This is a genomic window from Rahnella inusitata (assembly GCF_003263515.1).
GTDB classification, from domain to species: Bacteria; Pseudomonadota; Gammaproteobacteria; order Enterobacterales; family Enterobacteriaceae; genus Rahnella; species Rahnella inusitata.
Map to the genome: position 1 here is coordinate 137,340 of NZ_JYDE01000021.1, position 23,022 is coordinate 160,361.

12 protein-coding genes are annotated in these 23,022 nt (G+C 52.7%); 4 read left to right on the top strand and 8 right to left on the bottom strand.

Features of this window, described 5'->3' with window-relative positions; genetic code table 11:
* Positions 1-675: 675 nt before the first annotated feature.
* Entirely contained in the window at positions 676-7,083 is a 6,408-nt protein-coding gene (locus TU92_RS14460) for an autotransporter outer membrane beta-barrel domain-containing protein (protein WP_167457520.1), read from the top strand.
* 376 nt (positions 7,084-7,459) lie between these two features.
* A complete protein-coding gene (locus tag TU92_RS14465) occupies positions 7,460-8,365 on the top strand; it encodes a LysR family transcriptional regulator (protein WP_112167919.1) in 906 nt (301 codons plus the stop codon).
* 118 nt (positions 8,366-8,483) lie between these two features.
* Here the strand turns inward: TU92_RS14465 and TU92_RS14470 are convergent, their stop codons facing one another.
* From TU92_RS14470 to TU92_RS14480, 3 genes are all read right to left on the bottom strand, one after another.
* Positions 8,484-9,416 (bottom strand): LysR family transcriptional regulator, encoded by a 933-nt coding sequence (locus TU92_RS14470; protein ID WP_112167920.1) that lies wholly within the window; start codon positions 9,414-9,416, stop codon positions 8,484-8,486.
* Between the two features lie 313 nt (positions 9,417-9,729).
* Positions 9,730-10,266 (bottom strand): GDYXXLXY domain-containing protein, encoded by a 537-nt coding sequence (locus TU92_RS14475; RefSeq protein WP_112167921.1) that lies wholly within the window; start codon positions 10,264-10,266, stop codon positions 9,730-9,732.
* On the bottom strand, positions 10,253-12,460 hold the full coding sequence (locus TU92_RS14480; RefSeq protein WP_112167922.1) for a DUF4401 domain-containing protein: 2,208 nt from the start codon (positions 12,458-12,460) through the stop codon (positions 10,253-10,255). Before TU92_RS14480 ends, TU92_RS14475 begins: the two co-directional genes overlap by 14 nt.
* A gap of 312 nt (positions 12,461-12,772) precedes the next feature.
* Between TU92_RS14480 and TU92_RS14485 the strand changes: the two genes are divergently transcribed.
* Positions 12,773-14,209: a glycoside hydrolase family 1 protein gene (locus TU92_RS14485; RefSeq protein ID WP_112167923.1), complete on the top strand. Its 1,437-nt coding sequence runs from the start codon at positions 12,773-12,775 to the stop codon at positions 14,207-14,209.
* A 43-nt stretch (positions 14,210-14,252) separates the two neighbouring features.
* On the opposite strand, the gene TU92_RS14490 is transcribed toward TU92_RS14485, so the two are convergent.
* The 3 genes from TU92_RS14490 to uraH all read right to left on the bottom strand — a co-directional run bounded on the left by TU92_RS14490 (position 14,253) and on the right by uraH (position 17,719).
* Entirely contained in the window at positions 14,253-15,653 is a 1,401-nt protein-coding gene (locus TU92_RS14490) for a M24 family metallopeptidase (protein ID WP_112167924.1), read from the bottom strand.
* Between the two features lie 135 nt (positions 15,654-15,788).
* Positions 15,789-17,015 (bottom strand): MFS transporter, encoded by a 1,227-nt coding sequence (locus tag TU92_RS14495; protein WP_112167925.1) that lies wholly within the window; start codon positions 17,013-17,015, stop codon positions 15,789-15,791.
* Between the two features lie 293 nt (positions 17,016-17,308).
* Positions 17,309-17,719 carry a hydroxyisourate hydrolase gene (gene uraH / locus TU92_RS14500; protein WP_112167926.1) on the bottom strand — a complete coding sequence of 137 codons (411 nt, stop codon included), beginning with the start codon at positions 17,717-17,719 and terminating at the stop codon, positions 17,309-17,311.
* Between the two features lie 201 nt (positions 17,720-17,920).
* On the opposite strand from uraH, the gene TU92_RS14505 reads away from it, so the two are divergent.
* Positions 17,921-19,603 carry an Hsp70 family protein gene (locus TU92_RS14505; protein WP_425272547.1) on the top strand — a complete coding sequence of 561 codons (1,683 nt, stop codon included), beginning with the start codon at positions 17,921-17,923 and terminating at the stop codon, positions 19,601-19,603.
* Positions 19,604-19,654: 51 nt separating this feature from the next.
* On the opposite strand, the gene TU92_RS14510 is transcribed toward TU92_RS14505, so the two are convergent.
* Together TU92_RS14510 and TU92_RS14515 are read right to left on the bottom strand one after the other, a co-directional pair.
* Complete coding sequence (locus TU92_RS14510; RefSeq protein WP_112167928.1) at positions 19,655-22,318, bottom strand: DnaJ domain-containing protein; 2,664 nt, start codon at positions 22,316-22,318, stop codon at positions 19,655-19,657.
* The gene (locus TU92_RS14515) at positions 22,315-23,022 is read right to left on the bottom strand and encodes a DUF1266 domain-containing protein (protein WP_244207813.1); all 708 of its coding nucleotides are present in this window, start codon (positions 23,020-23,022) and stop codon (positions 22,315-22,317) included. The genes TU92_RS14510 and TU92_RS14515 overlap by 4 nt, the downstream gene beginning before the upstream one ends.

Genomic DNA, 23,022 nt, shown 5'->3' on the forward strand with positions numbered 1-23,022 from the left:
TGACTAAATTTAAAGGCTCTATGTATGACACATCAAAAGAGAAAGGTTTCTCTAAAAAAATCAAACAGTAAGTCCTTTGCCCTGCGTTTTCTTTCTGCTGCCGTATTAGCGGGAATAAGCGGGATGTCACAGGCTGATTGTCTTATTACAATCACATCAGCGGAGTGTGATACTTCTTCCCCCAATCCTTATAGTAGCACGCTGGACTTTAGCAGTGTGACCGGTGCGACGGTAACGATAGATAGCGACGCTATTCTTAACACCGGGAGTAACGCGGGGATTACTACGGGTGACAATGCCAATATTATTTTGCAGTCCGGTGCGCAAGTTATATCTGGATCAAAAAAAGCAGCCGCCATAACAACTACCAGCGACTCGCATATTAAGATCGGTAAAGATGCCTTGGTATCACAAACCAACGCTGCTCAACCTACTATAAAAGTGCTGTTCTATGATAATAGCATTGAAAATAGTGGCACCATAACTAACGAGGGATCATCACCGGCAATAAGCTTTGACCACAGCGGCCAAACTCTGGTTAACGACGGGGTCATAAGCTCAAAGGGCACCGCAATTAGTGGTTACGGTGGTTTAACGATAATTAACTCAGGTCAAATAATTGGAGGAACGGGAACTGCCATTCTTTTTGGCGCGTTTGTGCAGGACACCCTGATCTTGGAAGAAGGTTCCAGCATTACTGGTAAGGTCGTTGCTAACAGTAATACAGAGGATACATTCGTGCTGGGCGGTGAGGCTAATCCCGAGTCTGGTGGCGATACGTTTGACGTCAGCACGATTGGGAATGAGGCACAATATCAAAGATTTGAAATATTTAAGAAACAAGGAACCAGCACCTGGACGCTTGATGGTACCGCTACGCAGGATATTAACTGGAGCGATGAAGAGGGAACCTTAGTATTTGGTAGTTCAAATCAGGGGGGCGGTACTATCAGTGGTAACGGTGGCGATATCGGTTACCTCGATGGTGTTTCATTGAAGAATGCTATCGTGCTTAATCAGGATACCGGCATGATAGTTAACGCCGGGGCGGCAAGCCAAAGTGGCATCATCTCGGGAACGGGGGCCATGACTAAAACCGGCGAAGGACTCCTGATACTCAGCAATGATAATACCTACCAGGGTTTGACAACTGTCGCGGCGGGTAGCCTGCAGCTCGGGAATGGCGGAACAACCGGCATGGTCAGCGGGGCTATCGTTGACAACGGTACGCTGATATTCAATCACAGCGATGACCTCGCCTATGCAGGCATTATCTCTGGCACCGGCGACATCACGCAAGACGGGGCCAGCACCCTGACTCTGACAGGGGATAACACTTACACAGGCAAGACAACCATCAACAGCGGCAGTACCCTTTCACTGGGTAATGGTGGCACCACCGGCAGCGTGGCAGGCAATATCAGCAACAGCGGCACCCTGGTCGTTAACCATGCTAACAGCTATACCGAAGATGCTGTGCTGAGCGGGACGGGGAGCCTGACCCAGGCAGGCGCAGGGACACTGACACTGACCGGTGCGGGCTCCTCGCAGGGCGCCGTCAATGTGAATCAGGGCACTCTCGATCTCGCGCAAAACGGCCAGTTTAACACCGGCACGCTCAACGTTGCCGCCCACTCCACCCTCAAACTGGAAGATACCGCCCGGCTGACCGCCAGCGGCGCCGCAACCCTCAACGGTGAGCTGGATGTTGATATCTCCAACGGCGGATCACTGATAACGGCCAACAGCATCGCAATCGGCGCCGATTCCGCACTCACCGTTGCCGGCTTGTCCAGCGACATGCCCGCCAGCGCCAGCGCGGCCGCGCAGTCGCGTACCACCGTAATGCAGACTACCCAGGGTATCACCGGCGATTTCGCCAGCGTGAGCTCTGCTACTGCTACGACCGACTCCCCGGATTACCTGCTGGTTGGCGGTAAAAAATCCGCTGACAACCTGAGCTACAGCGTGGGCAGGGATCTGGCCTGGACGTCCGGCACGTCGGGCTCACACGGTAATTTTACCCTCAGCGATCCGACCGACCATTTTAACGTTGACGTGACGCTGTCTGACCAGGCGGCTAACGCGGCCACCGGCTGGGACGGCAAGAGCCTGACCAAAGCGGGCGACGGTAATTTAACCCTTTCCGCCGTGAATACGTACAGCGGCGCTACCGCAATTAACGGCGGGACACTGACCACAGGTATTGCCCACGCGCTGGATGCCAGCAGTGGTGTCAACGTCGCCAGCGGAGCCACCTTAGATCTGAACGGTTTTGATCAGAATGTGAATGCCCTCAGCGGAGCGGGCAGTGTTGCCCTCGGAAATGCCACGCTTGGCGTAGTGAGTGCCACGACGAATAGTGAGTTTGACGGCATTATCTCCGGCACTGGCGGCCTCACACATGGCGGAGCCAGCACCCTGACTCTGACAGGGGATAACACTTACACAGGCAAGACAACCATCAACAGCGGCAGTACCCTTTCACTGGGTAATGGTGGCACCACCGGCAGCGTGGCAGGCAATATCAGCAACAGCGGCACCCTGGTTGTTAACCATGCTAATAGCTATACCGAAGATGCTGTGCTGAGCGGGACGGGGAACCTGACCCAGGCTGGCGCAGGGACACTGACACTGACCGGTGCGGGCTCCTCGCAGGGCGCCGTCAATGTGAATCAGGGCACTCTCGATTTCGCGCAAAACGGCCAGTTTAACACCGGCACGCTCGACGTTGCCGCCCAGTCCACCCTCAAACTGGAAGATACCGCCCGGCTGACCGCCAGCGGTGCTGCTACCCTCAACGGCGAGCTGGATGTTGATATCTCCACGGGCGGGCCACTGATAACGGCCAACAGCGTCACAATCGGCACCGATTCCACACTCACCGTTGCCGGCTTGTCCAGCGACATGCCCGCCAGCGCCAGCGCAGTGGCGCAGTCGCGTACCACCGTATTGCAGACTACCCAGGGTATCACCGGCGATTTCGCCAGCGTGAACTTTGGTGTGACCGACTCCCCGGATTACCTGCTGGTTGACGGTAAAAAATCCGCTGACAATCTGAGCTACAGCGTGGGCAGCGAACTGGCCTGGACGTCCGGCACCTCGGGATCAAACGGTAATTTTACCCTCAGCGATCCGACCGACCATTTTAACGTTGACGTGACGCTGTCTGACCAGGCGGCTAACGCGGCCACCGGCTGGGACGGCAAGAGCCTGACCAAAGCGGGCGACGGTAATTTAACCCTTTCCGCCGTGAATACGTACAGCGGCGCTACCGCAATTAACGGCGGGACCCTGACCACAGGCGTTGCCCACGCGCTGGATGCCAGCAGTGGTGTCAACGTTGCCAGCGGAGCCACCTTAGATCTGAACGGCTTTGACCAGAATGTGAATGCCCTCAGCGGAGCGGGCAGTGTTGCCCTCGGAAATGCCACGCTTGGCGTAGTGAATGCCACGGCGAATAGTGAGTTTGACGGCGTTATCTCCGGTGCGGGTTCACTGAATAAAACCGGCATGGATACTCTCGTGCTGGGCGGTAATAACACGTTTACCGGCGATACGACGATTTCCTCGGGAACACTGCAGGTCAGCAATGGCGGTGTGTCCGGTGCGCTGACGGGCAATATTGTGAACAACGCCGCGCTGGTGTTTAACCGCAGCGATGCGTCAGCTTACAACGGCGTGATTTCCGGTACCGGTAACGTCACGAAGGACGGCGCGGGCACGCTGACCCTGAGCGGCACGAACACCTACGCCGGGGGCACGGTGATTGATAACGGCATCTTGTCGCTGGCCAAGGCGCAGGCTATTGGGGTCGGTACGGCACTGATAAATGCCGCAGGCACGCTTGACCTGGCTTTCAGTAACGCCACCTTTGCCAACGCGGTGAGCGGCGATGGCAAAGCACGCATCAGCGGAACGGATGTGGCACTGGGAGGCGATAACACCGCGTTTACGGGAGCGTGGGATATTACCGGCAGTGCTATCGTCACACAGGCGTCCCAGCTTGGCAGCGCGGGCGTACAACTTGACGGCGCAGGCAGCGAGCTTGCGCTGAACAATTTCAGCAGTGATTTCAATAATGCGTTGAGCGGCAACGGCAAGTTGCAGGTCAACCAGAACAGCAAAAACGACGATTTCACCTTTGCCAGCTCCACAGGTTCAGCCTTCACCGGCACCGTGCAAATGGAACAAGGGAACATGTTGCTCGATGCCAACGGCGCGCAGGCACTGACGAACGCCACTTTAGCCTTGTCGCCAAACGGTATGACGACGCTGGACGCTGACCGCAGTATTGGCGGGCTCACGACGGGCGGCGGAACGTTGAGGATTAATAACACCCCATCCGATACCTATACGCTGACCACCCAAACATTGGATGCCAGCGCCGGAGGCTCGATAGCCGTCAATGTTCCTGCGACGCTGGCACCACCGGTCATTCCGGTAGATGCCTCCTATTTTGACCAGGATGTCATCCGGACAATACAGGCGATCAATACCACCGGCACAGTCACTGGCGTGGGTAATCACCTGTCTCTGACCAATTATGATGGTGTTACCCCCGTCAGTACTCCAACCCTGGTGGATATTAGCAGCGACGGTACTCAGATCGGTGTTGCCACCTATGATTACGGTGCTGTGGTGACCAGCGACGGTGCCTGGATCGGTTATGACCTGTTGAAACTGGAGGCCAACGCGGGCCAGACTCTCGCTCTGCAAAATGAGCCGGGTAAGGATAATGTACTCAGTGCTCAGCTCACCGGTGCCGGTAATTTCGACGTGCAGGGTGCGGGCACGGTAATACTTAATAATGTCGACAACGACTACACCGGCAATACCGTTATCAGCAGCGGTACTTTACAGCTGGGCAGTGATAATGCGCTGGGTAATACGGCTGACGTTAGCATCGCCAATGGCGCAGATCTGGACGTCAATGGTAAAACCCAGACCATCACTACACTGCATGGTGTGGCGGGCAGCAGCCTTAATATGGGTAACGGCGTCCTGACCATTGCGCAGGGAGGAGTCAGTCAGGGCACATTAATCGGCGCAGGACAGCTCAATCTGGAAGGGGGGCTGATGCAAATTAGTGGTGCGAATGCGGGAATGAGTGCCACGACACGGATAGCCGCACCTGCAGACGTTGAGCTGGATAATACTCAGGGCCTCGGCACCGGTGATATTGCCCTTGACGGCACCCTGAAGCTGCGCAGTGCGAACGGTATCCTGAGCAATCAGCTCAGTGGCGCCGGTACGTTGTCCTTGCAGGATAGTGCACAGGTCAGCCTGACAAACAGCCTCAATACCCTGAGTGGGGATATCAACGTGGCCACCGGGTCGCAGTTAACCGCTTTTGGTGCCGGGACATTGGGCACGTCCAGCGTGACCGACAACGGCACGGTGGTGCTTGATACCGCCACCGACTGGACGCTGACCAACGCTATCAGCGGCAGCGGCGGGCTCACCAAAACCGGCAGCGGCACGCTGATTGTGAACAATGGCCTGACCTACAGCGGTGACACCCATATCAGTCAAGGTACCCTGCAGATTGGTGATGCGCCAGGCAGTCTGGACAGCACCGGCACAGTGTATGTCGAGACGGCCGGTACGTTGCGCGGCAACGGCAGCGTCGGCGGCTCTGTCGTCAACAGTGGTCACATCGGCATGCTGAGCGATACGCCAAGCCAGCTGCGCATTGCCGGAGACCTGACCAACAACGGGGTGGTTGACCTGACTAACAACGCCGTCGGCAATACGCTGACGGTGGACGGTAACTATAACAGTGACGGCGGTCAGCTGTGGCTCAACAGTGAGTTGAACGGTGACAGTTCTTCCACCGATGAGCTGATTATCAAAGGCAACACCAGCGGCAGTACCCAGGTCACCGTGAACAATATGCACGGTCTGGGCGAAGAGACGGTAAACGGCATTGAGGTGGTGAACGTGCAGGGGCAGTCTGATGGCAATTTTGCCCTGCAGGGCCGTGCCGTTGCTGGTGCCTATGAGTACTCTCTCTATCAGGGCACGCCGACGGAGAACGACGGCAACTGGTATCTGCGTTCGCAATCCACAGAGCCAGCCCCAGCCCCGTCCCCAGAGCCAACTCCAGGGCCTGAGCCAGAGCCAACTCCGGCCCCGTCCCCACGGGCACCGGTACTGCGTCCTGAGGCGGGGGCTTATCTGGCCAACCAGAGCCTGGCCAACAGCGTATTCCTGACGACAATGCAAGATCGCAATGGTGGCAATCGTCAGACCGGCGAGGATGCGCCAGCGACCTGGGCACACTTTGATGCAGGACGGGTCAACAGCCAGGCGGCGGGCGGGGCGATTTCCACCGGGTCAGACACGGCAGTCCTGCGGATTGGTAGTGACATCTATCGTCATGACTTTGGTAATCAGCAGATAAAGGCCGGGATCATGACCGGGTATGCCGACGTGGATACGCACAGCGATTCACGGGGTGTCAGCGGGTCGACGGACAGTAACCTGAAGGGATACAACTTTGGTCTTTACGGTACCTGGTATGGCGGCTCCGCGGAGCAGGAAACCGGGCCGTACGTTGACAGTTGGGTGCAGTACGGCACCTTCCATAACTCGGTCAACGGCAGTGACTTACCGGAAGAGAAGTACCATAGCCACAACTGGACCGGGTCGGTGGAAGCGGGTTATGACATTGCGTTGAGTGAGGCGCACGCGCTTTATTTGCAACCGCAGTTCCAGACGATTTACTCCAAATACAGTCAGGGTGACCACAGTGAAGCCAATGGCACGCAAATTCATAGCAAGGACTCGGGCGGAGTAACGACCCGGTTAGGCGGGCGTGTTTACGGAAAAATAGACACAACGGGCCACACCGAACCTTACGTTGAGTTGAACTGGTGGCACGGCGGCAGCAGCAACAGCATTCAAATGGATGCGACGACGGTAGACCAGAATATTCCGGTCAATCGTTATGAGGTGAAAGTGGGTGCCCAGACTAACGTCAGTAAAAACTGGCAGTTATGGATAAATACCGGCGTTCAGGCGGGCAAGGATGATTACTCCAGCGTGCAGGGACAAGTGGGCGGTAAGTACTCCTGGTAAGGAAAGCAAACGCAGTCAGGAATACCTTCTCGAAGGTCAGTCACTGACATTTTGAAAATGATGTTCTAAACGTCGGAGATCACCTGAAAACTCGGGTGATCTCCTCATTTCATGCAACCGTAATATCGGGTTGGGCCTGCATCCTCCGTGACCCAGCTGAACATCCAGAACATTAGTTATGGTTAAATAATCTGTATGTGATTATTAATCCATAGTTCAAGACTAATGAACTCACATGAGTTAAAATTACGCACGCAATTTATGCTTCTTATTGGGTGTACGTTAACCTGTTCAGTGAATTACTGGTGATATAGGAAAATATTTAGGTTGTAAGAATGTCAAAGGCCACAAAACTATCAGGATAAGGATATTCCTCATGGAGCATGACAAAAATAACAGAGCTTTCTTGGAACGTTTGCACATTTTTGATGTGGTGATGAATCGCAAAAGCATGAGAGAAGCAGCATTATCACTCAATATGACGCCATCAAGAGTCAGTATGGCAATAAAGAAATTAAGAGCGTTATATTCAGACCCTCTGTTTATTCGCGAAAAGAACGCTCTTGAACCCACTAAATTCGCCAGGAATTTACATCGGGAAATACAGAAGAATCTTAAAAAAAATAACATCACCAATGAGCTGGAGAACAATGACGGTGATCAGAGTCAGCTGCTTATCTCATGTTCACCACATATTGCAACGAATGTGATCCCTTTAGCATTCCAGCTTACTCAAGATTTGCCATTCGTTTCAATCAAACATATTGACTTACCCATTTCAAGGAAAGATCACACCAGTCTTCTGATAGACAATGAAGTGGATATTATTTTCGACTATACTCCTGTTGAACACCCTGATATATTTTTCAGAAGACTGTTCATGGAAGAGTATTGTATTGTCTGTTATGACAATCACCCACGTCTTACTCATTCCATTAGCCTGAAAGAGTATACCGAGGAAACTCACGCGGTGTTAGAAGCCCCGTCAATCCACGAGAGAAAAAGTGATTACAGCCAACACATTCAGAACGAAGATAAAATAATTGGTTTTTGCAGCCACTACTATTTGGATCTCCTTGCCGTTGTCGAAGTCAGCGATATGATTTGCACCGTGCCGCAGAATATTTATCTCAAGCTGTGCGCTTCATTCAATGTTAAATCATTGAACTATAACTTTAACCTTGGGTTCAAAAAACCTAGTCTCTATATGAGCTATTTGAAAGAATTGAAAAAATCCAAAAACAAAAGCATTCTTCTTAAGAAGATGGAAAAGATGCGCTAAGGAAATGATATTACCACCTCAACAATAATAAGTCATTTAAGTGCGCAGTTCCCCATGAGAACCCGGCCAGAAAAAAAGCACCGAGATCAGCCTGTTTTTTTCTTTCATCGCGGAACTGCTACACGAGCTCTTTTAGCGAATTCATTATTTTCAACAACGCCACAAAACTTGGGTTTTTCAGCGAGCTTTTATTGTAGGTCATATATAAAGGAACTGCCTCAGGAACGAAATCACATTCAAGAATTTTAATATTGAAACTGTGACTAAACTTCTCGGCAAACCATCGTGGAATAAATCCAACCACATCAGACTTTTCGATAACGGAAGTATTAGCAATAATTGAACTGCTGCTGAAGAAAAAGTCACGATGTCCGAAGAAATCTAAAATGCCATTTTGCATGCGCTTTACGCCTTCAGAACCCGCGTTCAAAAAAGTAAAACTTTCATGATCAATATCCTCTGCCCTCAATCTGTTCGCCAGTCGCGGGTGCTCCTTACGGCATACGGGGACAGGGTATTCAGTCAAATAGACTTCAGTTATCGTTGAGAAGTTGTAATACGGCTTGCTATCAAAAACAATATCCGCTTTGCGGTAAATCAAAACATCCTCGACAGAGTCAATAAGCGCGTCCGAGTTTATATGACTAATTTCACAACTGAGCTTATCCTCCAGGATTTTGGCACAAATGTCTGGCAATAAACGCATTGCCGCGTAGGGTGTCGAGTGTATAACGAATTTGCTTTTTGTACTGGTATCCGAAAAATAGTCGAGGCTGTTAATCAGTTGACTAAAACCATCACTCAAATGAATGTGCAGATTCTCAGCAACCGTCGTGGCGACCAGCCCCTTGCCTTCGCGAATAAACAATGGATCGCCAAAATAGCTACGAAGCCTGCTCAGTGACTGACTCACGGAAGAAGGGCTGACACTTAACAACGCAGCGGCCCTGGAGACGCTCTTATGAATGAAGATGGCCTCGAAAATCAGCAACAGGTTTAAATCGAAACCTTTAATTTTTGCGATACTCGCGATAAGTGAATTGTTTGACATTTAATCGCCTGATTTGATTGATATTTTTTTATTAAAACCAGATAAAACCTAAAGGTAATAACGTATTTTTGATAATTATAGCAGAAGAAATCGAGGATCACTTTAATCGTGCTGAAAATTTACTCTATGAAATCAGGCATCTAACAACGAACTATTTTTGTATTACTTTTAATCCGATAAGGGCTTTATTGAATGAATCCAACTTTGGCCGCAATCAGGATCAGATCTGCATATTCCTCATCCTGTAGCGATATCCCGTGGAAAAACAAAAGTTCAAAATCACCCACGGGAAAACTTACAACAAGTCGCTCAGTTACGGCTCAATCACTTCACCTCTCTCATCCAGCATCGCCGTCAGTAATGCTGTACCGTCTTTACTCACCCGAAATGCCCCATAGCGCGCATGGACGAAACGTTCACCGTGGCCTTCCTGAAAGAAATAAGCGTTGGTGCCTACTGTCAGCGAACCGGAATTCATATGGTATTTCACCCGTAACTGATTTGCTTTAAGGGGGTGGCCTTGATCAAACCTTGCCTGAGTGACCTGTCGCTGCGTATCAAGATCGACAATAATTTTCCCGCTAAGGGGTAAACAAGGCGTGGAGGGGACGGAGTTGCAGACCTGATGTTGCTGATCTAGCTCCAGCTGCAAAGGTCGGGTAATGGCATAACTGAGCGCCATATAATCGCCCTGCATGAGAGAGCGCGGATCAACCGGGGCAAGTTCTAAAATCATCACATCTCCCATTTTCAGTATCCGCTCTTTTTGCCAGATCCCGGCATTGACGGCCACCAGCGCCAGCAATATCACCATTCCGGCCAGCCATTTCCTCAGATTATTGGTTTTCATAGGCACCTCCGCTGTGTGCAGGTAAAAACTTTTTGACCACCCATGTCAGCACCAGTAAAACCAAACCGCTGACCAACAGCAGCAAAGATTTATGCAACAGAGTGACACCGAGGAAGTAATACCAACCCGAAACATACAGCATTAGGAAACCACCACTGACCAGCAGACTCCCCTGACTCCCCTGATAACGGGCCATGAGTAACAGCCACAGACCCAGCCCCATACCGGGGGCATAGACGGCGGCAGCGCCACAAAGGATCGCAGCCGGTAAAGTGAATAGTGATAAATGCGTCTTCTCAACCACTCTCTGGTACAGCGCACTGAATGTTAAGCCTGCCGCAATGCCGCCACCTAAACCCAATTGAAGAGTAGAAAACTGCGGCGTATACCAGAAAATATCCGAGATAAACTCAGCATTTATTCCCAGGAAGCACAGTAAAATCAGACCCGCAGGAATGCCATGTATAAGCGGATGAACCCCTTCAGCAAAAGGACCCGTCTGCAAATTCAGCTGATTCCTGACGATCCACAACCAAAAAATCATGACACAGGCGACCAGCGCCGAAATGGCACACAAACCGCTAACGGGCGGTAAGTACAGATTGGTCAGGGAATGCCCCGACAGAATCAACAGAAGCGTCATAACAGTGATGGCCATAAACCGGTATGTCCGATCGGGCATAACCATTGCCATCCCGGCCAGCACCGGCAGCGCGCACAGAGAACTCACCAGAATAAAGGTTTCTCCGTCGGGTTCGACCAGCATAAAGACACCGACACAAAGCCCGCACGTCGCCGCAATCGCCCAGGCCAGTCCGATATGATGTTTTCCCGCTCCCTGTGTGCGTAAGAGGCCGCCCGCGATGGCCGCGAGGAGCAAGGAAGGAATAATGACGGTGGTTGCATCAGGGTCGTTGAGCAAGTCGGACATATAGAGAATCAACGCCAGCAGTAACAGAATGATCATGGCAGCCACCCAGCCACCGATGCTCAGCGCAAGCCTGAGATACCAGGGAAGATGGGAGGAGTGATCATGCTGCTGAATTTCCTGAATCTGCGTCTGGTTCAGCAAACCATGCTGAAGCAATTTTTCTGTCAGCGCTGTTAATTCAGCAGGCGCTACGTCGACCGGCGCGCGGTCATACAGCTTGCGTCGCCAGTGCAGGAGTAAGGCACCGTTGCCAGCCACCCACAATGCCATCAGGCAACCGATCAGAAACAGATCACCCACATCGTATGAGTTATCAAACAATTGCATGATCAGGACGCAGCCCGAGGCCGTCAGGCTGGCAGTACCCAGAGTCAGCATGCAAAGATCCGGATAGCGATAACGATACAGGTAATAGCCCGCCAGTAAGGTGATTAACCAGAAGCCGGTAATAAGCGTAAGGGGGGTATCACGCCCCCAACCGGACATGTTTCCGGCGACGATGCAGGTCAGCAGCAGTAACAAAAATCCCGCCATAAGCCGGGAGAACCAGCGGCTCGCCAGCCAGCTTTCGGGATGATGTTTTATCGCCCGTAAGGCCAGCACTTCCCGGAAAATCAGGCACAACGCCAGCGCAGCCAAATAACTGCAGAGCACCGTAGTGGGAAGTTGAACGAAGATATCAAACGATAAGATGTCCACGAAGGACAACGACAACGTGGTGTAATAGAGTTGAAATCCCAGATTAGCAACCAGCCAGCTGCAAAACCACAGACTGTTTTGCCGCCCAATCAGCGCCAGTGGCAGGAGAACGCATAGCCAGGCTCTGAACAACTCCCAGCTGTCAGCACCGGTCTGATACACCTGCCCGTACAAAGCAAACAGGGCGCCGAAGCTCAATCCCACCGCAAGCAAAGCGCTGCGCGCCGCGCGGTGATACCAGCGCCACCAGACAACGGCAGCCAGCGCGACGATCAATAATTCGGTCAGTGCGAATTTGGTGATCTTCGGCATATCAGCCCAGTTCCAGGCAACAAAAAACAGAGCGCCGGTAACCAGTGACAATAAACCCAGGCTAAAGAGCACGGGGATGAGGAATGTCCGCCACTGGCCAGTTCCAGGCCGCACACCGCAAAAAGAGTAAATACGCTGACAGGCATCAGGGGTAAGGCTACCTCCTTTTACTAAGCGCTCCGTCTGACGGCAAAGATACTTTGCCGTCCGTGAAGGCATCCAGCTTATGTCATCTGGTGCGATGTCATTCATGATATCCCTGCCTTTTGTCACGGTTGCATGTAAGAGAACATTCTTTTGCAGGAGTCAGCCTTGTTTACCCCGCGTAGGTTTTATAACACCTTGCAATAATATTAGCGTTCAAATTTCTGTTTTACCGAACTCAGGCTGATCTTCAAAGGGCCGTTGAAATCGCTGCTTTTATTTCTCCGTCGGGAAGTTACAGTGTATCGTTTAGCCCATTGGTCAGCCCACGGACAATGTACCGCGGTTGATGTGGCTGGCAGCAATGATCAGACAGACGTTATTGAGTCGATCCCAGAGCGGGATTTTAAGGAGGAAGTGATGAAAGAGAAGTTTCCGCAAAACTTTATGTGGGGTGGGGCGACGGCCGCCAACCAGGTTGAAGGGGCATACGATCAGGACGGCAAAGGGCTGTCGATAGTCGATGCCATCCCCGGAGGAAAAAAACGGTTAAGTATTGTCTCCTCGCCTGAGTTTGATTTCTCACTTGATACAACGCGCCATACTTATCCTAATCACAAGGGTATTGATCACTACCATCGCTTTCAGGATGACATTGCGCTGTTTGCGGAAATGGGCTTCAAGTGTTACCGGTTTTCAATTGCCTGGACCCGAATTTATCCCAACGGCATCGAGCAGCAACCCAATGAAGCGGGATTGAAACATTATGATGAGGTTATCGACGCCTGCATCGCGCAGGGCATTGAACCCGTTATCACCCTTTCCCATTATGAAATGCCGCTGCATCTGGCGAAAGAGTTTGGTGGCTGGAAAAACCGTGAACTTATAGGTCACTTTGAGCGTTTTGCCCGCACGGTGCTGACGCGTTATGGCCATAAAGTTAACTACTGGATGACCTTTAACGAGATCAACAGCGCGGCGCATTTTCCTATTATGAGTCAGGGGCTGACCGTAAAAACTGGCGCACTCGACGATCAGGCCAAATATCAGGCGTGGCATAACCAGTTCGTCGCAAGCAGTTTGGCGGTGAAAATTGCCCATGAAACCAATGCCAAGATTCAGATAGGTTGCATGATCCTCTATGCGACGAATTATGCTTACGACTGTGATCCGGTTAATCAGCTTGAGACCCTGAAAGAGACTCAGGCATTCAATTTTTATTGTGCCGACGTGCAGGCGGGCGGTAAGTATCCGTACTACGCAAAAAGACTCTGGGCGTCGAAGGGCGTAGAACTGGACATTCAGCCGGGGGATTTGGCGCTTATTGAACAACATACAGTGGATTACATTGGGTTTAGCTATTACATGTCTTCCACCATCAATAAAACCAATCCGGATGCATTATCTGCCGAGGGAAACCTTCTCGGCGGCGCACGCAATCCTTTCCTGGAGGCCAGCGAGTGGGGCTGGGAAATTGATCCAGTGGGACTTCGTATTGCGCTCAATCAGCTTTATGACCGTTATGAGAAACCGCTGTTCATTGTTGAGAACGGGCTGGGTGCTATCGATAAGCCAGATGAAAACCACTACATTGCCGATGACTACCGCATTAAATATTTGCGTCAGCATATTGAAGCCATGGCCGATGCGGTTGAAGACGGAGTGGAACTGATGGGATACACCCCGTGGGGCTGTATCGATCTGGTGAGTATGTCTACCGGTGAGATGAGCAAACGCTACGGGCTGATTTATGTCGATCTCGACGATAACATCAGCGGCACGGGCAACCGTTACAGGAAGAAATCATTCCACTGGTATCAGAAAGTCATCGCGACGAACGGTGAAGACCTGAGTTGAGGATGCGGGCTGATGACGCCGTCGTCAGCCCTTAAAAAGCCTGTCAGCGCTGACGAACCAGCGCCCGGTTTTTATCAAGCAGGAAAGGGCGCAGATATCCCACCGTGTTAGACAGGATAATCACGTCCTCTGACACCCTGATATTGAGCACATCCCGCAGATAGGCTTTGCGCGTTTCCATCCGTTGCCAGACTTCCGGGAAGTGGCTTTGCAGCTCGTTTCTCAGTGTGGCATCAGCCAGCGCAACAGTATCTTCAATGCTGCATCCGCCGTAGCCGGGCAGCGAAGGGATAATGTCTATCTGAAAAATCATCCCACTCTCAAGCCTGATCGTTGAATTCGCATAGACAGGGGAGCAGAGCCACTCTTCATCGGCCACCAGATGACCGGGATTCAGATGCCAGTGAAACTTCTCTTTCGGCATCACGTTTTCGATGGTTTGATAAAGTTCACCGCCCGTCAGGCCTGGTTGAAGCGTTTCGAGCCAGGTGGTAACTGCATGATAGTAAGGAATAGCCAACGCTGAAAGATAGTCCGCCACCGCAGGCGCCAGTTCATGTTGTGCTGCCACGACATAGGCCGAACGGCTGCTCAGCCCACCCTTAAACCCGACCGTTAGCGAGAATTTATCTCCGAGGCGGATCTCTTTATCCGTCGGATACAAACAGGCATTAGCGAAACGATCACCGGTGGCGGCGATCATCACGACGTTGCCCGGCTGCCCATCGGCAGACAGCAACTGACCTATCTGTTTCTCCGTTTTCCCCGGTGCAATCTCATCCAGCGCAGCCAATATATTGGTGGAAGCCAGGTTTGCGCCGTACTCATAAAAGGCGATTTCGCTGGCTGTATTTAAACGGCGTACGCCGTGCGCGGGAGAGATAAACAGCGAGGTGGCATTGACCACGTTTTCCCGTTTTCCGGCAATGTCGATAACCGCTTCCAGAATGAAAGCAGGCACATCGAACTGATACTGATTATCGCCAAGCTTGCTGGTGAACAACTTCCAGCCAACGACGCCAATCCGGTTTTCATGCTTCAAACCAGCCTGAGCCAATACCTCAGTCAGCGGAGCATCGTTATCCATCGGCTGATTCGGCAGCGAAAAGGCTGGCGCATGGAGACACTTTCCGCTGTTTCGCGCATAAGGCACCAGCTTGAGGTTCTCATTTCCCATCACGTAGCTAAGTTGTCCGTCAGCGGTCAATATCAGCAATGCCTCTTCAAAACGGGGAATAAAGCCAGCAAGGTATTCAAAATTCCCGCCATGTTCTTTATCGGCATAGATGATCAGGGCATCGAGATTATGCTGCTGCATAGCCGTCAGAATCTTCTTCAGCCGCAGCGCCATCACGTTGTCGCTGATAACAGGCATTTTCACATGGGGAAACGTCTTTGGCGACGGGACAGCGGTCAGTTCAAAACGGGGTTGTGACGAGGTCATTGCCATTCTCCTTAACGGAATAAAATAGGGTAGTGCCTGAGATCTTACGGCTATCTTATCCCGTTCCGAAGCCGTTTGCGGCTTTCGGGGATGAACATCCCCTCAGCGAGCTGGCCTGCCAATAAATAATGAACGCTAAGCCGATTGATTTCTCTTCATGCCACCTGCCGAATGAAAGACGTGCCTGCAAAAGATCAGCCAGATGGCAAGGGCACACAGGGCAATTCCTCCAAGAATGAGATAGGCAAAACTCCAGGAAGTATGGCTGACAATGGCACCGGCCAGCGCCGGGCTGAGCGAGGCGCCTAGCCCTTGCAGCAGCATCACAAGGCCAAGTGCTGCGTTGATATGACCTGTGCCATTAAACAACGAGGCAATCAGCCCAGGGATGGCAACACCTAAAATACCCGCGGCCACGCCGTCCAGCGCTTGCACAGGAAATAACACGAACTCGTTACTCCAAAAGGACGCAATGGCAGCCCGAAAAGGCAACACAATAAGCGCAATGACGATAAGTTTTGCATAACCATACTCAGATGCGTATCGCGAAGTGAGCAGAGCCACCGGGATCATGACGGCCTGAGAGATAGCGACGGTGAGTGCGGCATAAGTGCCCGGTGTGAATATAGAGCCAGAAGGGGAAGAGGCAACCTGCATGCTCAGCATCGGCAATTGTGCCGCATTGGCCAGGTGGAAAAGAAGCAGGGTAAAGCCCGTTACGGCCAGCTCAGGCCGCTTCAGCAACGCAAAAAAAGGAACAGAAACGGCCAGGCCATCGTGTTTTTCACTACCGCGCGCCACATTATGATCGATGTCGTTTTTATTAATCGCTAATGTCGTTATGACGGTAAACACCGCCATTGTTGTCATCAGTAAAAATACCGATCCGGTTCCCCAGATCCAGCATGTCACCGCCGCCAGCACGGCGACCGCCATATTACCGCCGTGATTGAAAGCTTCGTTTCGGCCCATCTGTCCCAAAAAACCTTGCTGACCGGCGATCCCCAGGGTGATCCCGGCAATGGCGGGTGCGACGATCGCGGCTGCTAAACCCGTGATGATTTGCGAGGCAATCACGACGGCAGAGACAGGGAAGTACCACAGGGCCAGCGTGCTCAGGGTGATCAGCAGGGATGAGGTGATAATTAACAGTCGCTTATAACGCGTGGCATCCACAATCATCCCGGACGGGAACGTGGCGACTAATCCGGCCAGACCGCCGAGCGTCATAACCAGACCAATCTCTTCCGCCCGCCAGTGATGGGACACCAGAAAGATGCCTAAAAATGGCCCCAGCCCGTCGCGGACATCGGCGATGAAAAAGTTGAGCAAACAGAGAACTTGCAGGGAACGTAATTTCATAAACAGCCTCAGGCAATATTCATGCTCGTTACCCGTTTGAATGGTCAAAAAGGGTACGCAACGGAATGTATCTCCTTCTGTATACAGTGCAAAAGTGAAAGAAAGACAGTCATACAGGGTCGTCTATGAGAAAAAAACGCGCAAAGGCCCTATTTTAGGTTTTTTCTGACCAGCAGCGGGATTTTTTGGGGAATTGAACAGCAGGCTGACAATGGCAGGCCGACGCCTGACCTGAGAGTTAATGGCCGGATCCCCGGCCATTATTAAATTTTCTGTCTGTTATATAACGCCTATTAATTGCCGCGATAACTGGAGAAACCGTAAGGGCTGACCAGCAGGGGAATATGATAGTGTGGAACAGAACCGTCAGCTTTGAATATCACCGGGATCTCCGGGAAGAATGTCGGGGTGTGATGTTTTTCAAACCATTCGCCTGTTTTGAATGTCACACGGTAATTCCCTTTTTCCATCGTCCCGTCTTTTGGATAGAGCGCTGGGATCCGACCCTGATCGTTAGTGACACCGTCACTCAGGCGGACCCACTGATTACCTTCTTGTTTTTCCAGCAACACGGTGACACCGGCAGAAGGAAGTCCGTCCTGCAAATTCAGTACGTGAACGCTCAGCGGGTTCGCTGCAAATGCCGAGGTCAGGCAGGCGACATTCAAAAAAAGGGCAGCGAATAAGGTTTTAATGGAGGTCATGTGAATTCCTTTTTTATTTGAAATGTTGATATTTAAATTCAAAGAATGAAAAGCGGTGATTTATTATCAGCCTGTTTTTTCAGTACTGTTTGAATAAAGAAATATTACCTTCCTGAGGTTAACCACCACGTGTCAAAACGATGACATTTATGTCATTATTCATCCGAAATACATCCCCGACGAGAAAGAATCATGACGGAACTGAAGATGGCTGTCCCGGCGATTGGCATTGATTTAGGCACCACCAACAGTCTGATCAGTGTCTGGCAAGACGGTGAGGCGCGGCTAATCCCCAATGCATTGAATGAATTTTTGACGCCTTCAGTGGTGAGTCTGGATGACGATGGCCGTATGTTAATTGGCCGCCCGGCACTTTCGCGTCTGACAACCCATCCGCAGCGTTCAGCGGCGCTCTTTAAGCGTTTTATGGGCAGCAAAAAACAGTTTCGACTTGATACACAAACCTTCGATGCACCGGAGCTGTCGGCGCTGGTGCTTAAATCCCTGAAAGCGGATGCTCAGGCCTATCTCGGCCATGACATCACCGATGTGGTTATCTCGGTTCCCGCCTATTTCAGCGACGAACAGCGCAAACAGACCCGTTTTGCCGCAGAACTGGCGGGGCTGAATGCCGTCAGGCTGATTAACGAACCTACCGCCGCCTCGATGGCCTACGGGTTGCACACCCAGAATACCGGCCGCACGCTGGTGTTTGATCTCGGCGGTGGAACCTTTGACGTCACGGTGCTCGAGTATGATCTGCCGCTGATTGAAGTGCATGGTTCGGCGGGCGACAACTATCTGGGCGGCGAAGACTTTACGCAGGCGATCATTAAAGCCTGTCTCAGTGAGTGGAAACTCGATGTCGTGGCAATTCCCGCGACCGAGCTGGCGCGTCTGTACGACAGTGCGGAACAGCTAAAATGCCAGCTCGGTCAGCATAATGCCACGCATCAGATGTGCTGGCAGTGGCAGGATCAGGCATGGACGCTCTCCTTTGACGAATCAAAACTGGAAGAGATCTGGTTGCCGCTGATGACCCGGTTGCGCGCCCCCGTGGAACAGGCACTGCACGATGCACGCCTGCGTCCGGAGCAGCTTGATCATCTGGTGCTGGTAGGCGGGGCATCGCGTATGCCGGTGATTCAAAAGCTCGTCGTCAAACTGTTCGGAAAATTACCTCACCAGCATCTGGATCCCGGTACCATTGTGGCGCTGGGTGCCGCCGCACAGGCGGCCTGTCGGTTGCGCAATGAGGATATTGAAGAGGTGATCCTCACCGATGTTTGCCCCTATACGCTGGGCATTGCCACCGCCAGCGAGCAAAGGAACGGGATATTTTCCCCGATCCTTGAGCGCAATACGGTCGTGCCTGCTTCGCGGGTGGAGACGTTCACCACCCGTCATGTCGACCAGACGTTTATCCGCATTGCTATCTATCAGGGCGAGAATCCTCTGGTGGCAAATAACATCTTTATTGATGAATTGCAGGTGCCGGTCAAACCTAACGGCACGTTACAGAATATCGACGTGCGTTTTAGTTATGACATTAACGGATTGCTGGAAGTGGATGTGAACTTGCCCGACAGCGGTGAGACAATGAGTAAAGTGATCGACCACAGTCCGATTGGCCTTAGCCCAGAACAGCAGCAGCGTAGCCGTGAGCGATTAATCGCGGTGAAAATTCACCCCCGCGACACGCTGGCCAACCGCAATCTGCTGGCGCGTTTAGAGAAAGCCTGGGCGCAATCGCTGGGCGATACCCGCGGGCAGATAGGAGTGTGGCTGGAAGAGTTCGAAAAGGAGTTAGCCAGCCAACAGGAAAGTCGGATCTCGCCGTTGCGCCAGCGGCTCGAAGGTCTGCTTGCGGAATTAACGTTATAACGTGAAAAGGTATGCCTCCCGGTAAGAAGGGCGGCATACACGATTTTTTGACTATTTTTTTCGCCGCCAGCCGGGCGGCGGGCCATAGCGGTTTGGTTCAGACATTCCGCGCTTAAACAGATACATTCCCAGCAATTTGAGCGGCGGAATTTTAATCTCTTTCAGTTTATCCGCACTGGCCAGACCCAGATCCCGCCCACGGCGCACAACGGCGCTGTAAAGGTTCATCACGACCAACAGCGCCGACAGCGCGGTATTCGCGAGTTGCCCCTCCGCAAGAATAGCGTTAACCAGCATGATAGCGAGCTCGCTCCCCAGCACAATCTGCAAAACCAGCCCCATGCGTCCAACGCGTGAATTAATTCGCCAGAACTGCCAGAAATAACTGCGGCGCTGCGGGTACTGGCTGAACTCATTCTGGCGGGTGGTATTGACCTGCAGCAGAGTTGCTGCCGCTAATCTTAACGCGATATCCATCGCCGGATCGTCCGCACAGTTTCGGGCAGCGGTACTCAGTTTATCATCCAGCAAATACTCCGGATTACTGTCTGACTGATGGATCCCCTGAGCGACCGCCGATGCGCAGATGGCCCCGCTGGCAAGCTTTTCGTCCGTCGGAAATACCGGCAACTGGCGCGCCAGCAATTGCTGTTTGAAGGCCACTTCCTCCGGCGAAGTGGCGGTGAGCGCCTCAAGTTCCGCCAGATTGTCCTCGGCGCAACGTGCATTGTAATGCGACAGAAATACCGCGTGATACAACGCCTGATAAGGGAAGGGGGATTGTCCCAGCCGTTCCTGCCACTCTGGCTGATAGCGGTAGAAATAGTGGGCCGAGCTGGAGGAGCTTTCATCACGACGGGCAATATATTCTTCGATACTGACCGGCAGCCGGGTCCAGCAGTTGAAATGCAGCGAGTTATCCAGAATCAGATGGCTTTTTAGCTGGCCGACTTCATCGCCCTGAGCCGGGTCAATTCGGGTAAACACCTCATACATCGACCAGAAGGGATGCTGCTCATCCAGAGGAAAATCTTTCAGACTGCTGAGCAGGGCGATGTTGTCGATTTTCAGGTCGAGCATTGTTTCCAGCAACATCACCTGACGCAGCGCGTCATGCGGCGACGTCTGACCGTCTTCCGGCAGATCAATATCCGCGTTCTCGATGAGATAGCACAGCCAGCTGGTATGCGCCGGTAACACGCTTTCGCCATACGCCGGATGTTGCGCCAGTTTGCTCAGGCTGTGAGGAGGAAGCGGCCGCCAGTGCCACAACCAGGCAATGCTCTGCTCCCAGGCAGCAGAATCGCTGTCGGCAAAAATCTCCGGCAAGGGTGTCTCATCGGCTGCATATAGCCACGTGCTGAACTGCGCCAGCACCGGCGAGCCCTGAAGCCATGCCAGACGCTGTGCAGCCTGTCGCTGCAGGCCGCGTAAGAGGGTCGCCTGCAACGGCATCGCGGGGAGCGGCTGGTCAAGGATCGCCTGTAATAAGGCTTCATTGCCCATCGTCAGCATACTCGCCTGCCAGTAGAGGTGCAGGAGGTCATCGGTGCCATCTTCCTGCATAAGATGCGGGAACATAATCTGCGGGCGATAACGGCCCGATTTCCAGCTGATAAAGTCAGCGGCCAGCGGGGAAACCTCGACCAGCGTCGCGGCTGCCCAGCGCACCAGAGTTTGAGGTGATTGTGCCTGCGGCCGGTAAGCATATTCATCCTCCCCGACACCGGTTTCCACCGGCGGAATATCCGGGCGGTCAAGTGCCTGGATCAGCAGGGGCAGATAATCCGCATAATGACGGGCACACCACCCCAGCAGCCACTGTTCGGCTTCGGCATGTTGATGATTCTCATGCAGACGTAGCCACAGCGGCAACGCGCTTTCATCATCGCCCATCATGCTGCTGTGGCTGGCGCTCAGATAAAGCCACTCCGTGTCATCCGGATTGAGTTCAAGCTGTTGCAGACAGTAGTCACGCAGCTGCGCGTTCGACAACGCCGCTAAATTAAACCAGCGTGCCATCTGGTTCATCAGGCGCGGGCATGATGGCCAGAACATCACGCGCGGTTCCTCCAGCAGGTATCGCAACCAGCCGGTCGGTTGTTCCCAGTAAAAATGCCGGACCTGATGGAAATAGCCCAGCGTTTCGTCTTGCGCCGCCAGAGTGAGAGAGGCGAGGGTGGAGAGATCGAAAATATCGCCGCCCTCGGCAAAATTCAGCAAGTCGTCCGCCCGCTGCGCCATTTCAGTCTCAAGTTCCGGCAAGCGCATCCGCCATTGCAGGCGGTTGGCCAGCAGCATCAGGCAGTCGGCAGAAACAAAATTCACCTGCAAAACGGCTTCCAGCAACGGCCAGCGAAGTTTATCGACAGTGGTGACGGGGTGATCGTCGAGTTGGCTGATAAACCGCAGCCAAGACACCGGCAAATATCGCTCAGCAGGAGAATGGATAAGTGCGCTGAAGGCGTCGATAAGCCCGGTGGGATCGGCGGCTGGCGCCTCTGGCGGGGGAGCCGGTGGCTCAAACGGCATCAGGATTGCGGGTTCATCCACACCTTTTCGCGCCTGTTCATAGGCCTCGCGCAGACGCTTAAACCCTTCCGGATCATTTTCGGGGTGATACGTGGGCAGCAGATCGCGGTAGGCCTGGCGGATCAGCTGCTGATCCTGCGTCGGTTCGATGCCCAGTATTTCCCAACATGGCTGGCTGTTCATAGCTCCATCTCCGGTAAGGATGCGGGTTTGTCTATCTCAATCATCGTGATGTGCCACGGAAGTTGAGGCATCGGGCTCTCCGGATGCGTATAAAGCTGGCGCATTAATTCAATGTTGGTGGTACTGCCTGCGTCGATGCTAAAAGCATAACGCCGGGCATCGGCTTCAGAGGCGTTGAGTGACTGCCAGTAGAGTCTTCCGATGATAAAACCGGCGTTATAGCGCTGCCAGCTGGTGTAGTAGTAACGGGCGCGCACCGCAAGACGGCTGTGCAGCCAGACGTTTTCTTCCGGCGTTATCCAGCCGTTAAGCAGCCCGATACGGCAAAGAAAGCCCATCCTTGCTAAATCCCAGGCGCGGATCCCGCCGTCACCGCACATGACGGCGCTGTCTGCCACCAGTGCCAGCAGGACCTGTACGTCCGGCGTTTGATGCGCCGCATAATTGTGCCACTCAGTCAGGCTCAGACGGTGCCATAGTCTGAAGTAATGGGCCAGATCATCCGCATGGCCGTTGTCGATCATTCTTAGAATCATCTCAAACAACTGCTCTCGGGAATCAATGCCCCAGCTCTCACTCAGGTCAACGCTGGTATCAAAGGGATAAAATTTATCGCAGTCGTAATCGGCACCCGGTCCGGCATTTATCGCCACCATCGGGGCTGAGAGCGCGAGCAACCAGCGCCGTGCAGAATCATCAATCAC

Coding starts and splice junctions, on each gene's coding strand:
- TU92_RS14465 (WP_112167919.1), top strand. CDS start 7,460: ATGGAGCATGACAAAAATAACAGAGCTTTCTTGGAACGTTTGCACATT.
- TU92_RS14470 (WP_112167920.1), bottom strand. CDS start 9,416: ATGTCAAACAATTCACTTATCGCGAGTATCGCAAAAATTAAAGGTTTC.
- TU92_RS14475 (WP_112167921.1), bottom strand. CDS start 10,266: ATGAAAACCAATAATCTGAGGAAATGGCTGGCCGGAATGGTGATATTG.
- TU92_RS14480 (WP_112167922.1), bottom strand. CDS start 12,460: ATGAATGACATCGCACCAGATGACATAAGCTGGATGCCTTCACGGACG.
- TU92_RS14485 (WP_112167923.1), top strand. CDS start 12,773: ATGAAAGAGAAGTTTCCGCAAAACTTTATGTGGGGTGGGGCGACGGCC.
- TU92_RS14490 (WP_112167924.1), bottom strand. CDS start 15,653: ATGACCTCGTCACAACCCCGTTTTGAACTGACCGCTGTCCCGTCGCCA.
- TU92_RS14495 (WP_112167925.1), bottom strand. CDS start 17,015: ATGAAATTACGTTCCCTGCAAGTTCTCTGTTTGCTCAACTTTTTCATC.
- uraH (WP_112167926.1), bottom strand. CDS start 17,719: ATGACCTCCATTAAAACCTTATTCGCTGCCCTTTTTTTGAATGTCGCC.
- TU92_RS14510 (WP_112167928.1), bottom strand. CDS start 22,318: ATGAACAGCCAGCCATGTTGGGAAATACTGGGCATCGAACCGACGCAG.